The 15228-nt window shown below is 38.4% G+C and carries 15 protein-coding genes; all 15 read left to right on the plus strand.

The window, feature by feature from the left end; translation table 11 throughout:
- Window positions 1–7: 7 nt before the first annotated feature.
- The gene (locus DW915_RS08650) at window positions 8–1006 is read left to right on the plus strand and encodes a hypothetical protein (protein WP_118741963.1); all 999 of its coding nucleotides are present in this window, start codon (window positions 8–10) and stop codon (window positions 1004–1006) included.
- A 238-nt stretch (window positions 1007–1244) separates the two neighbouring features.
- Window positions 1245–2939 carry an AAA family ATPase gene (locus tag DW915_RS08655; RefSeq protein WP_118741964.1) on the plus strand — a complete coding sequence of 565 codons (1695 nt, stop codon included), beginning with the start codon at window positions 1245–1247 and terminating at the stop codon, window positions 2937–2939.
- A 171-nt stretch (window positions 2940–3110) separates the two neighbouring features.
- Complete coding sequence (locus DW915_RS08660; protein WP_118741965.1) at window positions 3111–3401, plus strand: hypothetical protein; 291 nt, start codon at window positions 3111–3113, stop codon at window positions 3399–3401.
- Window positions 3402–3425: 24 nt separating this feature from the next.
- On the plus strand, window positions 3426–4274 hold the full coding sequence (locus tag DW915_RS08665) for a TIGR02452 family protein (protein WP_118741966.1): 849 nt from the start codon (window positions 3426–3428) through the stop codon (window positions 4272–4274).
- Window positions 4275–4370: 96 nt separating this feature from the next.
- Window positions 4371–4763, plus strand: coding sequence for a response regulator (locus DW915_RS08670; protein WP_118697561.1), 393 nt, complete (start codon window positions 4371–4373; stop codon window positions 4761–4763).
- On the plus strand, window positions 4760–5464 hold the full coding sequence (locus tag DW915_RS08675) for a metallophosphoesterase (RefSeq protein WP_118741967.1): 705 nt from the start codon (window positions 4760–4762) through the stop codon (window positions 5462–5464). The genes DW915_RS08670 and DW915_RS08675 overlap by 4 nt, the downstream gene beginning before the upstream one ends.
- 580 nt (window positions 5465–6044) lie before the next feature.
- Entirely contained in the window at window positions 6045–6899 is an 855-nt protein-coding gene (locus DW915_RS08680; protein WP_118601025.1) for a hypothetical protein, read from the plus strand.
- 45 nt (window positions 6900–6944) lie between these two features.
- Window positions 6945–10388, plus strand: a complete 3444-nt coding sequence (locus tag DW915_RS08685) for an RNA dependent RNA polymerase (RefSeq protein WP_118741968.1) — start codon at window positions 6945–6947, stop codon at window positions 10386–10388.
- Window positions 10378–11409: a hypothetical protein gene (locus DW915_RS08690; protein WP_118741969.1), complete on the plus strand. Its 1032-nt coding sequence runs from the start codon at window positions 10378–10380 to the stop codon at window positions 11407–11409. The genes DW915_RS08685 and DW915_RS08690 overlap by 11 nt, the downstream gene beginning before the upstream one ends.
- A gap of 110 nt (window positions 11410–11519) precedes the next feature.
- Window positions 11520–11675 carry a hypothetical protein gene (locus DW915_RS15740; protein ID WP_158580127.1) on the plus strand — a complete coding sequence of 52 codons (156 nt, stop codon included), beginning with the start codon at window positions 11520–11522 and terminating at the stop codon, window positions 11673–11675.
- Between the two features lie 425 nt (window positions 11676–12100).
- Window positions 12101–12397, plus strand: a complete 297-nt coding sequence (locus DW915_RS08695; RefSeq protein ID WP_118601028.1) for a hypothetical protein — start codon at window positions 12101–12103, stop codon at window positions 12395–12397.
- Window positions 12398–12507: 110 nt separating this feature from the next.
- On the plus strand, window positions 12508–12996 hold the full coding sequence (locus DW915_RS08700) for an HAD domain-containing protein (protein ID WP_118601029.1): 489 nt from the start codon (window positions 12508–12510) through the stop codon (window positions 12994–12996).
- A gap of 19 nt (window positions 12997–13015) precedes the next feature.
- Window positions 13016–13834 carry an endonuclease/exonuclease/phosphatase family protein gene (locus DW915_RS08705; protein ID WP_118741970.1) on the plus strand — a complete coding sequence of 273 codons (819 nt, stop codon included), beginning with the start codon at window positions 13016–13018 and terminating at the stop codon, window positions 13832–13834.
- 162 nt (window positions 13835–13996) lie between these two features.
- The gene (locus DW915_RS08710; RefSeq protein ID WP_147398110.1) at window positions 13997–14680 is read left to right on the plus strand and encodes a hypothetical protein; all 684 of its coding nucleotides are present in this window, start codon (window positions 13997–13999) and stop codon (window positions 14678–14680) included.
- Window positions 14681–14776: 96 nt separating this feature from the next.
- The gene (locus DW915_RS08715) at window positions 14777–15223 is read left to right on the plus strand and encodes a hypothetical protein (RefSeq protein WP_055228067.1); all 447 of its coding nucleotides are present in this window, start codon (window positions 14777–14779) and stop codon (window positions 15221–15223) included.
- Window positions 15224–15228: the final 5 nt, after the last annotated feature.

Consider the following 15228-nt stretch of genomic DNA (forward strand, 5'->3'; position numbering starts at 1 on the left):
TTTCGAGATGGAAACAAAGAACAAAAACAAAAAGAAAGCCATCATGCTTGCTGTAATTGGTATTGCGATTGTCTGCATTTGTGTCATCGGAGTTTTTGCAAAGAAAGCGTATGACCGCCATCAGGAGGAGCTTCGTTTACAGGCGATTGAAACAAAAAACAGTGAGATTGATGAGAAATATCAGAGATTTGAAAAAGGAGAAGACAGAGATAAAAAACTGGAAGCATTGAAACAAGAGATGGAGAGTGCGGAAAAATATAAAAAGACAGAAGGCGCTTATAAGGAATGCTCTGTACACTATGAAAAAATCATTGCGCAGATGAAGAATTCCTTTGTATCCGAATATGACGACACGATCAAAATAATTGCGGATAAAATTGGTGATGATGTTGAAAAAGTGGATGATAAGGAAGCACTCAAAAACGCTGTCAGCGAATTTACGACGTTCAAAGATACCTTGAAAAATGACTTCGAAAATTATAATACCGTTGAGCAGGACAGCTTTGACAAATATAACAGTACGATTGATGATTATGTAACAAAATACAATGACAGAGTAACTGCTATTGAAAAAGCCGAGGAAGAAGCTCGTAAGAAAGCTGAAGAGGAAGCAAAGAAGAAAGCAGAGGAAGAGGCTGCCGCCAAAGCTGCTCAGGAAGAAGCAGAAAGAAAAGCTGTTGAACAGAGTTCTGGATCATCTTCAGGTGGTTCTAGCTATAGTTATGATGATAGTAATGATTATAGTTATAGTAGTGGAAGTTCAAGCTCTGATTATTCAGGTGGTTCTAGCTATAGTGATTCTGGATCTTCTAGTTCTGGAAATGATTACAGTGGTGGGTCAAGCTCATCTGGCGGAAGCTCAAGTGATATTCATAATGAATGGTATGGTGGATGGACTGATGAAAAAGGCAATGAATATAATGATTATTACGATCCAAATACAGGAAATTCATATGATTCCAATGGAAATTATCAAGGAAATATGAACGATTGGCTTTGGGATTAATATTTTAAATTAAATATTAATTAAACTATTTAAATAGGAAAAGTTTAATGCTTTTATTTTGCTTTCCTATTCAGCTCTTTTTAGTGACAGGAGCCAATATAAGATCATAAAAAATTGGACAGATTAGAAAACGATAAGAACCATTGCCAAAGCAAATAAAACCCGCTAAAATAGAGATCAGAACATAAGCACAGCCGCAGGTGTCAAAACCGCAAAAGTTGGAAAGGAAGGTTTCAAGATGAGAAATCCAAAACTCCCGACCGGGATTGACAACTTTAAAAAGATTCGCAATGGAAACTACTATTATGTAGATAAAACTTCCCTCATAGAACAGATTTTAAATAACGGAAGTGAGGTCACACTTTTTACGCGCCCACGCCGTTTTGGAAAATCCCTGAATATGAGTATGATTCAGCATTTCTTTGAAATTGGAACGGATCCAGCACTTTTTGACGGCTTGAAGATTTCTAAGAATACAGAGATTTGTGAACAATATATGGGAAAATATCCCGTTATTTCCATCAGCTTAAAAGGAATTGATGCTGATTCCTATGAAAAAGCCCGTGCGCAGCTCATAAAAACAATCAATCGTGAAGCAAGAAGATTCCAATTTCTTCTGGAAAGTGACAAATTGAGCCGGGTTGATAAAGCACTTTTTTCAGAACTTCTGACAAGAAATATGGAAGAAGACACCATTATCGGCAGTCTTCAGAAACTGACAGAACTGTTGGAAGTTCACTATGAACAGCAAGTGGTTGTTCTGATTGACGAATACGATGTTCCGATGGCAAAAGCCCATGAAAATGGATATTATGATGAAATGGTATTGCTGCTTCGAAATATGTTCGGAAATGTTTTAAAGAAAAACAGTAGTCTTGCCTTTGCCGTTTTGACGGGCTGCCTGCGTATTGCAAAAGAAAGCATCTTTACCGGACTGAACAATTTCAAAGTATATTCGATTACAAATACAGAATTTGATGAAACCTTCGGTTTTACAGATGAAGAAGTAAAGAACATGCTGCATGACTATGAAATGGATGACCGATATGACGAGGTAAAAGAGTGGTATGACGGATACCGATTCGGAAAAGCAGATGTGTACTGTCCGTGGGATGTTGTGAATTACTGCAATGATCATATCCATAATCCAGAGGCCGAGCCGGAAAATTACTGGATGAATACAAGCGGGAACAGTGTGATTCATCATTTTATCGACAGCATCAATGAACCGGATATGCTCACAAAAACAGAACTGGAATGGCTGGTAAATGGAAAAACAGTGATCAAACAAATCGACGAAATGGTTACCTACAATGGCCTGTATTCGACCATGGATCACCTGTGGAGTACACTTTTCATGACTGGATACCTGACACAGCGCGGAAGAGAAAGCGATGGCCGCTATTGCCTTGCAATTCCAAACCGGGAAATTCGAAATATCATAACAGAACGGATTCTTACACTGTTTCAGCAGGAAGTGAAAAAAGACGGGAAAATGGCAGAACAGTTCTGCCAGGCACTGCTTGGGGGAAAATCAGCAGAGGTGGAAAGCCTTTTGAATTTGTATTTGCAGAAGACAGTCAGCGTACGCGATACCTTTATGCGGAAATCACTGAAAGAAAATTTCTATCATGGAATTCTGCTTGGAATCTTAAGCTATAAAAATGACTGGCGTGTATCTTCCAATCGAGAATCGGGAGAAGGATTCAGCGATATTGTGATTGAAACGGGAAATGCAGAAACAGGAATTGTGATAGAAGTGAAGTATACAGATGAGAAAAAAGATCTGGAAAGAGATTGTCGGAAGGCGTTGGAGCAGATTCGAGATAAAGATTATACGCAGATATTGCGGCAGGAGGGCTATAAAAAAATGGTGCAGTATGGAATTGCATTTCATTTAAAACAGTGTTGTGTGATGGAAGAAGAGATGTAGCGTAAGCGGAATCGAGATGGGGGTCTGAATCGTTACAATTTGTTATAAAATTCAGGGCAGAGATATTGCCCTGAATTTTATATACGGACAAGTTTCTGTCAACATTTTCCGTTCGACATGAGATAAAATGGCAATATTCAAAAGAAAAGGCCTATCATGAGGAGAAAAAAGATGGAAGAAAAGACAGCAAACATGGCAGAAAATATTCGCGTTACATTCACCGGATTCCACTACATAAAGGATGATGATTATCCAAATGACTTCGAGGTATACTTACTGATCCTGAAAGACAACAGCTTATCAGCAGGCTGCTGGGATACAGGATTATATGCCACGGAAGGCGGCAAGCAGCCAGGTGCATTCCGACAGGCAAGGGGCTGCTTTATCGATGCGGACTATGTAAAAGCCTGGACGAAGCTGGAGGATAAGGTGTATAATTTTCAGCAGAACAGCATTGTGTGACTGGGATACGAGAGGAGAATTGCAATGGACAGAAGAAGTAATAATATCGCGATCTTTCAGGACTCCATGGATTTGATAAAAGCAAACCAGAAGCTCCAGCAGGCAGTTCAGTTTTCGATTCAGAACCAAAAGCTGTATGTTCCATCGCAGGCAATTGCACTTCCAGAACCTGGAAAATCATCTTGCAAAACGATTGTTTCATCTAAAAGAAGCTTCGAAGCCGCCTCTGCATATGCAAAAGCCGGAAAACGAGTCTGTGTCCTGAATTTCGCCTCTGCAACCAACCCCGGCGGCGGTGTAACACGGGGAAGTACGGCGCAGGAAGAATGCCTTTGCCGATGCAGCACACTGTATCCATGTCTGGATACAGAAACGATGTGGCATCAGTTCTATCAACCGCACCGGAAAACAGGCGATCCACTCTATAATGATGATCTGCTGTATACACCAGAAGTCGTCGTATTTAAGACCGACACCTCTGCACCGGAACGAATGGAAGAAAAAGACTGGTATCAGGTAGACATCATTACCTGTGCAGCCCCGAACCTCCGAAAGAAACCAAGCAATGCCATGAACCCGTCCGCAGGAAATGCGCCGGTTAAGATTAATGAGAAAGCACTGTACGAACTTCAGATGCAAAGACTGGAACGTGTTTTTCAGGCGGCAGCATCGAACGGAGTGGAAGTTCTGATTTTAGGAGCGTTTGGCTGCGGCGCTTTCTGCAACCCGCCGAGAATTGTAGCACGTGCATTTCGGAGTGCACAGGAAAAATATGCATCCTATTTTGAAACGATAGAATATGCGGTGTTCTGCGGCAGAAACGACACGCAGAATTATGATGCATTCAATATGGTGCTTGGAAGTAGAAAATAGAATCTAAATGGTGTTCTGAAAGAACACAAAAGCGAACAGAAGATACGAGCGTATGAAAAGCACAAACAACAAAAATGAGAGGGATGGCTGTAGAATATGAAAGTTCTGAACTTCGAGGACAGTGTTTATAAGGCAAATGCAATTCGAAAAATATTAGGTAATCGCTGTGGTGTGGCATCGGTTGAACAGGTGGCTAATGTGGAAGATGGTCTGAAAATGTTGAAAGATGCAGAAAACGCAGGAGAGCCGTTCAATCTGATCATCACAGATATGCATTTTCCAATGAGGTCAGGAGCCATCAGCGACACAGAAGCGGGAGAAAAATTAGTTCAGATTCTGCAGGAGCAGGGAAATCAAACCAACATTATTGTATGTTCCTCAAGGAATATGAAACTTCCAGGTGTGTATGGATGTATCTGGTATTCGGAAATCAGCGACTGGGAAGAAGAACTTTGTGATCTTGTAAGAGAGATGGAAAAAAGTAAATGATTTATGCGATGAGTGATATTCACGGACAATATGAGCTGTTCAGGAACCTGATGAAGCAGATACCCCTTGGAAAAGATGATACACTCTATGTACTGGGTGACGTAGTCGACCGAGGGCCGGATTCCATGAATATCTTGAAATATATGATGGCAAACCCTAATATCATTCCCATTATGGGCAACCATGAGCTCATGGCTCTTCCGTGTCTGAAACTTCTGGTACCGGAACTTTCGAATGGCTTTCTTCATAAACTGTCATCACAGGCACGTCAGTCTTTTGCAGAATGGACGTTGAACGGCGGAATCAGCACAATTCAGGAGTTCTTGAAACTTCCACAGGAAGAGCGTCGACAGGTAGTGGAATATATAGAATCATTTCGTCTGTATGGGAAGAAAATCATAAATAATGGGGAATATTGGCTGATTCACGCAGGGCTGGAACATTTTTCGGAATCAAGGCGGCTTGAGGAGTATTCCGTGGAGGAACTTGTGTGGAAAAGAACCGATTTTGACATCGCATATTTCAAAAACATTACTGTGGTAAGCGGACACACCCCTACGCAGAATATTCTTGGAAACAGCAGACCCGGATATATCTTTAAGAAAAATAATCACATTGCGATTGACTGCGGAGCAGGCGGAAATAATGGAAGACTGGCGGTGATTTGTCTGGATACAGGGGAAGAATATTATGCAGAATAAAATGCATCAGAACAAATTAGGCGGACAGAAGAGAAATACTTTATGGTGGAAAATATGAGAACAGTATTGTGATAAAGTTGTAGAGAAATTTCTTGTTTTCGCTTGCAGAATAACGGAAAGTGCGACATAATTTGTTGTGGTCAAGCTTTTTTGTGAGAAAAAGTCTGTAAATAAGATTCTTCTATGATATGCAAGGGTGGCAAGCCTGAAAATCAGGCTTCTCACCCTTGTTTTATATATAACAGTTGTTGAATGGCATGTCAAGAGCAGGCGGTTTTCCGCCCGTCTTATTCGCCTGTTTATTCGTTACTCTGGGAGGCGTCCTTCGTACATAATACTTTCTACACTTTGAATTATACAGGAAGCTATTCAGCTCTTTTTTGTGACAGGAGCCAATATAAGATCATAAAAAATTGGATAGATTGGATAGATTAGGCTTTTTTCGACTGGTGGAGAGGTGGTTTGTATGGTAAAATAGAATCTAAGAAATTGGCAGTTGTTGTGCTAAAAAATGCCGTATTTCTGCAGCTTATGGCGTTTCGTAAACGCCTAGAATTTGAAAAAGAGAAAGGTTGATAAAATGACATTAGAACAATATATGAGAGAACTATGGCTGATGGATAAACAGTATGGACAAGAGGAAGAATTATATCCACTAATTAATATGCTTTTGAGAGATGGTGTGAACACGGAAAACCTTTCGATACGTGATGTTCATAAGAGTGAAAGAATCAAGGCGGATAATGAGAAGAATGTTAAGTCAAGAAAATATATAGATGGGTTTGGAAGTTTTCCAGATCTTGCGATTTTTGATGAAAGTTTTCCAGAGGGAAAGGAACCTAAAATTGATGAGGTAGAAAACACAATTTTAAAAAATATATATGGTTGCGTGGAAGCAAAGTGCATTGGCAAAGACCTCATAGAATGCCTAGACACAAACACAATTGATATAAGTTGTGATAAGAAGAAAAAATATTATGTAAATAAAAAAAATACAAGTTCTTTGAATAAATCGAATGGTGAAGCAAATGATGCAGGACAATTATTGGGAGAGTTATTATGGTATGGAAAAGTTCTATATACAAATGGAGTGATATGGAAATATTATAAACTTTCTCAAAAATCAGGAAAAAAGATTAATGCTTTACGGGGAAAATGGTTTACTGCTGATAGAAATAATGGTGATACTTCCCAAAACGGAATGCACCCGCATAAAGAGTGGAATGAAGAACGTAAAACATGGATTTTTGAACAGTGTAAAGAGGAAAATTTGGAGATTACAATTAAATCAGAGGAAATCGGAAATTTAACAGAAATATATGAAAAGATAAAAGATAAACCGAGTATACCAACATTTGATTCCCAAGATTCCCAAGAATGGAAAAATTTTAAAACAAACCTTGCAGCAATTGATTGGACTGAAGTTATTTTTTAGTGTAACAGGAGCTAATAGCCCTACTAACCAAAGAGGAGTAATATCATGCCAGACATTAGACAAAAAATTATAACGATTAATGCCCAGGCTTTTTTCAACTTTTGTTCAAAGAGGCCTGGCGAAGAAAAAGAACGGTTCAAGCTTTATCTTGAGAATTATTCGTTGCGAAGATACGTTATAAAACAGGAAGACGAGCGAGAAGACTGTGCGCTATTTTATCAATTCTGCAAAGAAATAGAATCTGTATGGCGTGATAAAGAGAAGCAATCTTTTAAACGTACAGATAAAACATTATATGACAAGTTAGTGATTGTAGATTTTGGTAAAATATTTCAGCCACTTGATAAAGAGAATGCTGGGGCATGGAAGATAGAGAACCAAAAAGTTTTGCTGAACGATTCAAAAGATCTTGTAAAAAATGGATTTGATATGTATTTTGAAGGTTTTGAAAATCCGGTCCATATGGTTGCTTTTGATAAGAGCGGAAGCATGAGCCGGAATAGTCGTATTTCGTTTATTGATGAAGATTTTTATGAAGGATTGAATACACGTCTTAACTTAGGAATGGATTTTTCAAAGATATCGGTAATTGAAAGTAAATATTACGCATACAGAGGTTTATATCTTTCTTCTTCTAAAAGAGTTAAACATCCAAAGTTTGTGATAAATCCGGAGGCTATTGTAATAATAAAGGATGTACGAACAAAGAGGGATAATCCTGAAATGCCAGTTACAAGGTATAATTATGAAAAAAAAGTTCCATTAGCAACTACAGAAATTAAAGTAGTAAAAGATGCAGATTTTAGAGAAGTGTTGCAATGCAATTTTCAGAAACCTCAAATAAAAGATTTTGAGTATGTGGATATCCCATTCGATGGTTCTGGTTTTATTACGCCGGAATATGCTTCTTACATTAATGAAGCATTGAACATAAAAGGAGCCACTTCCTTTCAGATTAGGTTACCGTTTATGAAGGGAATGCTTCATGAAGTGGATGTGCATGAGTTTTTAGAGACTTATAACGGAAAAAAAGGTGAACAGTTGTATGAAGATGCTTTTGGTATAAAGAGAGATTTGAGCAAGGCTCATATTTTTATCACAGAAAGTATGTTTAAAGGTATGAAATGGATCCGACAGTATTTGGATAGTGCATCTGATAAAGCTAATAATATGGATCCTATGGTATTCTATTGTGATGCAATGAAAAAATATGATCATGCATTGTATATTTCAGGGACAAATTTACCTTACGGAAACTCCCAATATACACATCTGAGCTATCAGATGATCAATACACTGCATTTTACGGAAGGGCAATTTAAAAAGATTGTAAAAAGACATTGTTTTTTTATACAAAATCCTATCGAGTATCTGAAAGATTGCGAAGAAATGACAGTGGATGATGATGATAACAATATCCAAGAGGAGGATAGTGATACACAGGAGAATGATGAGGAAACGATAGTTATAAGACAGATATCTAATTGGAAACGGGCGTTATTTAAGAATTCTGCTTTAAAAAGCGACGGATATATAAAATCACAATTAAAAAATGTACAGAAAGGACTTTTAACAAAGCTTGCAACAGGAAAATTAGTTGTGGAAGGACAGAATCGATATCTGTGCAGAGATTTACTGCCATTGCTTGCGAGTTTATTGGAGGATGAGAACGTTATATCTAAATTCTGGCCCAAATATAGATATTTTCGTTTTTATCTGCCTGTAGGTACACAGAGTGGTTGTTGGGAAGATTTGAAGTTAAATTGTGATTCTTATTATGCATTCTTTCGGAGTCCGCATTTGTCAAGAAATGAACAAGTAATAATGAAGCGTTTTGAAATGACTACAGAGGATTTATATGCAGACTGGGTCAACTATAACTCTTTCAAAGGACATATTGAATTATATGATAAGTATTTTAAGAAGCTGACTGGTATTGTCATGGTTCCGAGGGGATCATCGGCTCCGCTATGTCTGGGAGGTGCCGATTTTGACGGGGATCTGGTCAATGTTGTGGCGAATCAGGATGTAGTAGAAGCGGTTGCATCTGGAGCATATGAGGCTGGAAATTATCTGGGTTATAGAACGAATAGATTAGTACCGTATTTTAAGCGAACACTTCCGGTTATTAAAATACCTACTTCTAAAGGAAATCCAGTTACAATTCAGAAGCATGTTCCGTTTTTTCATATCCAGAATACATTTTCTAATCGGATTGGACAAATATCCGATGCTGCAATTGCTATCGGGCAGATAGAATATGAGAGAAATCAGAAATTACCAAGCAAAGACGAATCAGGTTTGGTATTTACCTCAAATAGTCCCACATGTGCAAAATGTACGATATTAACAGGGTTGGAGATTGATGCGGCTAAAAACGGCCTACATCCTGATTTAGACATTGTACTTAAAGCAGGGATTGATAAGAGTGCTTATATTATATTTTTGAGAGACATAGAAAAGTTGCGGGGAGAAGAAGGGTATAATCTTGATAATCTGTCAATGACTCGGAAAAATATTGTGGGAAAAAGATGTCTTTGCGTGTCTGCAAAAAATTGTAAAACACAAGCTACGTTTGAAATTCAGGATGGTGGTACATATATCAACGAATTACCATTATATTTTGAAGAAGGACTAAAACAATATAAAAAGAAGAAAGAAACGAAAAGGGTACAGTTCTTTAAATATTCAAAAAAAATCTCAGATACAGACAAAGAAAACATTGAAAGATTCAAATTAAGATGTCAAGGGATTTTAAATTCGTATGCGTTTTATGTAAATAAGTTTTTGCGAGTCTTAAAGAATGAAAAGAAAGATACTTTTTATGCACCGGAGAATCTGCAAACAATCTTATTTGAAATATATGATGAAGAAAATGTAATAAAAATTCAAAGAACAGTGCTTCCATGTATACAGAAAAAAATAGAAGCATGTTTAAGTAATGATAATATGATTGAAGATATGAGAGATCGCTTGAATCAGATGCAGTGGTTATTACAACCAATGCAAAATAGAGGAAAAGCATTAGAACAGATTATAGGTAATGGATTTAATGCTCAAAGTTTGAAAAAAGAAGAACAGGAAGTTCTGTTTCATTTTGAACAACGGGGATATAAAACTTTATGGAATGTACTTACTTTAATAGAAGGTCCAAAAGTTACACCGTTTAAGACTTTAAAAGAGAGAGTTGAAAAAAATAGAACAGAAATGCAAGAATTGGATAAATCATTAGAAAAAGATCTGGAAAGTATTGTTCAAGGATTTTATGAAAAAAATGAGACAGATCCGAAAAACAAATTATATGGGGTATGTCTTCAGAAACTTAAACAAATAGTGACGGAAACCCAAGAGTTACCTTTGAAATTAAAGATTGCAACATTATATGAAATTACAAAGAAGTCAGAAGATTATGGCAGATTTTTTTGGGAAGTATTTGAATGGAAAGAGATGGAACCATATATAGAAGAGGCAAAAGAAGATGTTAAATGAAATTTTAGAATTTGAAGCATATGTAAAGGCTCCGGAATCTGCTGACCCCAGAATTCAGCCTAAAATGTTAACTAAAAATTATGAAAGTGATGATTTGAATGGAATTGGAGGAATTCTTGTAATTCTTGCAAGAGGTTTTATTTTTGGATTTGAAACAGAACAAAAGATTTATAACGAAGATGGACTTGTTAATGAGAACATCTTAAATGATACAAAGTACATTTTACTTCAATGGTGTGGATTTGATCTTAATGTTTTAGAATCCAAAGAAAAAGCAATCAATGATGATTTGGAAAATCATAGACAGTGTATTTTAGAATGGCAAAAAACATATCCGGAAGCGGATGGATGGTTAAAAAAATATTGGTTACACCATTGTCCGGAAAAAAAGAAAGAACAGTGGGAAAACGTCGAAAGTGAGTGGAACAAAAAGTTATGCAGTAAGAATAAGGAGTATAGTCAAAAGCAAATTACTTTAACTTCAGTAATAGCCATTGCGTTGGAACGTGGCCCATTGCGGAAAAGATATATGACATTAAGAAAAGATACATCCGAAAAGCCGGAAAAAGATCCGAAGAAGCGTTTTGTGTATTTATATAGTAGGATAGAGCCGCATAAAGATGGATCGGGAACAAGTATTCACGAAACAACACGGGAACAAATATTAAAGAATATTGCAGCATATCTTATAGGTAAAGAATATCATCCGAAAAATCAAAGGTTTATTCTATTAGATAGAGGACGACTTATGGGGTGGTATGGGAAGGATGATTATGGTTATGCTGATGAAGCATGGTATAGGCCAAGAGTTATCTGGGAAGAAAAACAGATTATGGAGGCTCATAGTGGGGATAGAGGATGGAACTTCATCAAATTATCTATAAACCAGGAGTTTCTGGAACATTTTGAATTTCAATTAATCAGCGAAGAACAGATTGCTGATATAGACAAATCTGGATACTGGATTTTGGAAGATATAGGACATGGAACCAAGAGCTTAAAGTGTCTGGAATACTATTAAATAATACCCCAAAGAAAAAATAATTGCAGAAAAAGATCAGATATACTTAACAGATATCTGGTCTTTTTATATTGCGCTACGTTCAGTGGAAGTTGCTGATAATGGAGTAGATGGGAGTTTTATTTTTAAACATAAAAGAAAAGAGGTGGCAAGAAGAGATGTATAATGAAAATGAAGAAATTGAGAAAGAGTTGACATTATCTCAGTATATCGATGAACTGGACATTCCAGAAGAAGTCTTAGAAGACAATGTATTTGGATTGTAAAGAAAAAATCCAAAAGGACGATTTATGCATTTTTATAAACAGATTGCGGTGGATATTCTGGAGACTATGGAGATGTGCTTCTGACATCAGATAACGGAGCTTTGAACCGTCGGGTATAGGGAAAGTAGCAAGTTAGAAGAAATAAGATGCAGCTACCTTTATGGTGGCTGTATTTTATTGGTTGCAAATGGAGAAGAATATGACCTTACCCAAAAAGTGTTTTTGGCAGAGACAAAAAGTAGGTTATTGCAAAATGTCATGTATGTAGATTGTTGCAAACAGACCTTGGGGGCTACACCCCCAAGGTCTGTGAAATCAACGAATGCGGCAAATTAGAACCTCCATTTACCCCATCCGTTGATTTCGTCAGAGGATTTGATACTGACTACTTTTCGGGAAAAATAAAAAAATGGAGGACATCCAACATGTTAAATTCTAAGTTATTTGAAAATCCAGAATATGAAGAACTGCAGTTAAATCTGAATGTGTATTTAAGGGCACAGCGATATGCAGATGAATACGAGTGCCCACATTGCGGCTTCAAAGGCGGTCTGGTCGTGAGTCAATCTGATTGCGACAAATATGAATGCATGAACTGCGGTCATCAAGGCAGCTTCGATCAGGAAATTGCTGATCGAAATGATGTGGAGAGTGAGTGGTTGTCATCGTACACAGAAGAAGAGCGAGAAGAAGTATACGATAAGGACTGCAGTGAATGGTGATAAAAACACCAGATAATTAAAACAATAAAAATAAAACTCCCGGAAAAGCAGTCGGATAGATTTGATCTATTCGGCTGCTTTTTTGCAAGGGCAGGGAAAGGAGAACACAAATGGGCAAAAAACATAAGAACTTTGTAGTATTTCTGGATGTCGATGGCGTCCTGAATACCAGAACCACCGTCCGGCAAACCCCAAAAGGATATCAGGGAATTGACGATGCGCGCGTGGAGGTTCTGGCAAAGACAATCAGCAAGTTTGGCGGAGCGGATATCGTTCTGTCATCTGACTGGAAGGAACTAGAACCCACAGATGAAGATTACAGATATCTGTTTTCCAAGCTCGCCCGATATGGCCTGATTATATCGGGACACACGCAGGAAAGGATGTACAAAAGAGGTGCCGGAATTGCAGCATACCTGGAAGAACATCCAGAGATCAAAGAATATGTGATTCTGGATGATTGCAGATTTGATTTCCAGAGTTATCCAAAACTTTGGGAGCGGCTGTTACTTACCGAGGGGATAGAGCATGCTCGGTTCGCAGCCGGAACGCCGGCTGTGGAGACGATGGTATTTCTGGATTATGTAAAATTATTTTAATCAAATGGAGGAAAAGCAAATGAAGAGCAAAGTAATTGGATGGAACATCAATCAGCGCAGTGGTATGGGAAAGGGGATTCCACAGTTTGTGATCAATGAACTGATCGACCAGAATGCAGACATTATTGTGTTAACAGAACTGTTTCAGCACAGCACGATTGGCTATTTCTGGGCTGAGATGGAGAGAGCCGGATATCAGCACGCAGTCACACAGAATAATGGAACAAATGAAGTTGGAATTCTCTGGAAGAGGGACGTATATACTTTTCATGCAGTGGATGATTCGGTGGTTACAACGATGAAAAACAATCATCCGAATTTCTTACTGGTGGATCTGGAAGACCAGGACGGACAGCTTCTTACCATTGCCGGATTTCGGATTCGAATGGTGGATTACAGCCAGCGTGCCGAAGAACTGGAATTTGTTGTGAATAAGGCAAAGGAAAAGAAACATCCAGTGCTTATGATTGCAGACTGCAATAACCTGCGGCGGGAGACGACGGAGGCAAGCTGGAATCTGCAAGTGGTTGACCATATTCTTTCACAGGGTGGATTCGAGAGACACACGCCATGCGGTCAAAGCATCTTTGAGGAACACGCAGACAGAGGATATGCATATGAATTTGCAGAAGATCATTTGATTACACGCGATATTGTAGTTGAGCTTGGAGATTATGACAGAGAATTTGTAAGGCGCGATCGGATTGCGTATCTGTGGGGGAAAGATTTTCAAACCTATGATAAAGAACACAGCCGAAGAGTATCCGTGGAACCTGGATTTCCGGACCATGCGATCGTAAAGGGATATCTTAGTACAGAGAAAGATCAGAAAAAGTAAATCTGATGCAGCGGTTACACTTTTTATGGGGCAAAAGGAAAGGAGGAGAATGAAAATGTTAGGAAAACTGCTTACCTTTTTGCTCACACTGTTCCTACCCTTTTTAGAAGGAACAAATATTGTATGATAAAATCGCGGATTAAAGAAAAAGGAGGAAGCGAAATGATGAAATTTGATAATGCAAAATATAGAACCGTACTCAATCTGATCAAGAAAACGGGCGAATTCAAGGGGAAAGCAGTACCCAGTAAGGCAAGGCTTCATGAGATGATTGGCGACGCACTTGGGATATCACATAATACGGTAAAGGACTGGGAAAGAGCAACATCAAATGGGCCAGATCCGAGAATTCCAGGCTTGCTGGAACAGCTGGAAGCATATCTGGAATTACCGGAGGGTGGACTGCGGGAAAGAACAGCTGAACCAATTAAACTGAATGAAGAGGAGAGAAAGATCATGAATACAACAACTGATTTTCAGAAACAGCAGATTATGGAGTGCTATGAAAGACTCAGAAAATTTGTCAGCGACATGGATATTGAGGATGAAAACGTATATTACGACATTCGCAATATGATCGAGGTGAAGAAAATTGCATTGCCGACAGCAGTATACAAGGCAATGATGAACTTCATGGATCAGGTCGTTGAACCATATGTATTTGAAGATACGACGGAGATCTTTTCCGAAGAGGAAGCAAAGCGCAATGAGAAAGGAATTGTGGAAATAAAGTCGGAGCAGGCATTTCAAAAGCTGATGGTTCGATTTATGGAGAAGCTGTCAGAACTGGATGAGAAGATCGAAACGTTTGCAGAGAGTGAGTTAAAGCCTTATCTCGAACGATAAGGCCGTGAAACAGGGCGGAGAGATATTGTCGATTTCGGTCGGGATATCTCTCCCACAACAAAGACAAGATCAGAAGAAAAAAGTTGGAGGGACAAAATGGGAAAACAAATTCAATTTACTAAGAAAGATGCTTATCATACCCCGGGCAAGGCAAAACGGGAGCGGATTAAAGTTACAACCATTCAGAAAGCCCATCTGCTGAAGAAATTCTCGAATGTCCTGCGGGATAACAAGGATGGTATCAGTTTCTGGTTCAATACAGAAAGATTCATGACAACGGCAAGAAGATATAATTTTGTAGCCTCCAGCATCCTGCGGGATATAGAATTATCAGAATATATTGAAGAGGATGAATCAGTGAGCCTCAAGACAATACGGAGATTGTTAAACTATTGTCAATACCCGGAGGAAGAGGAGCTTATGGTTGGAATTCAGGCGATCAAACATATTGGCAAGGCGTTATACGGGGATGAAGATGCCTTCCTGGAGGTCATTGACGAGGAAAGTCTGTGCTGCATGGCAGAGCAATATCTGGCAATGTAAGAGCC

The sequence above is a fragment of the Blautia sp. AM42-2 genome, from assembly GCF_003480245.1.
GTDB classification, from domain to species: domain Bacteria; phylum Bacillota; class Clostridia; order Lachnospirales; family Lachnospiraceae; genus Fusicatenibacter; species Fusicatenibacter saccharivorans.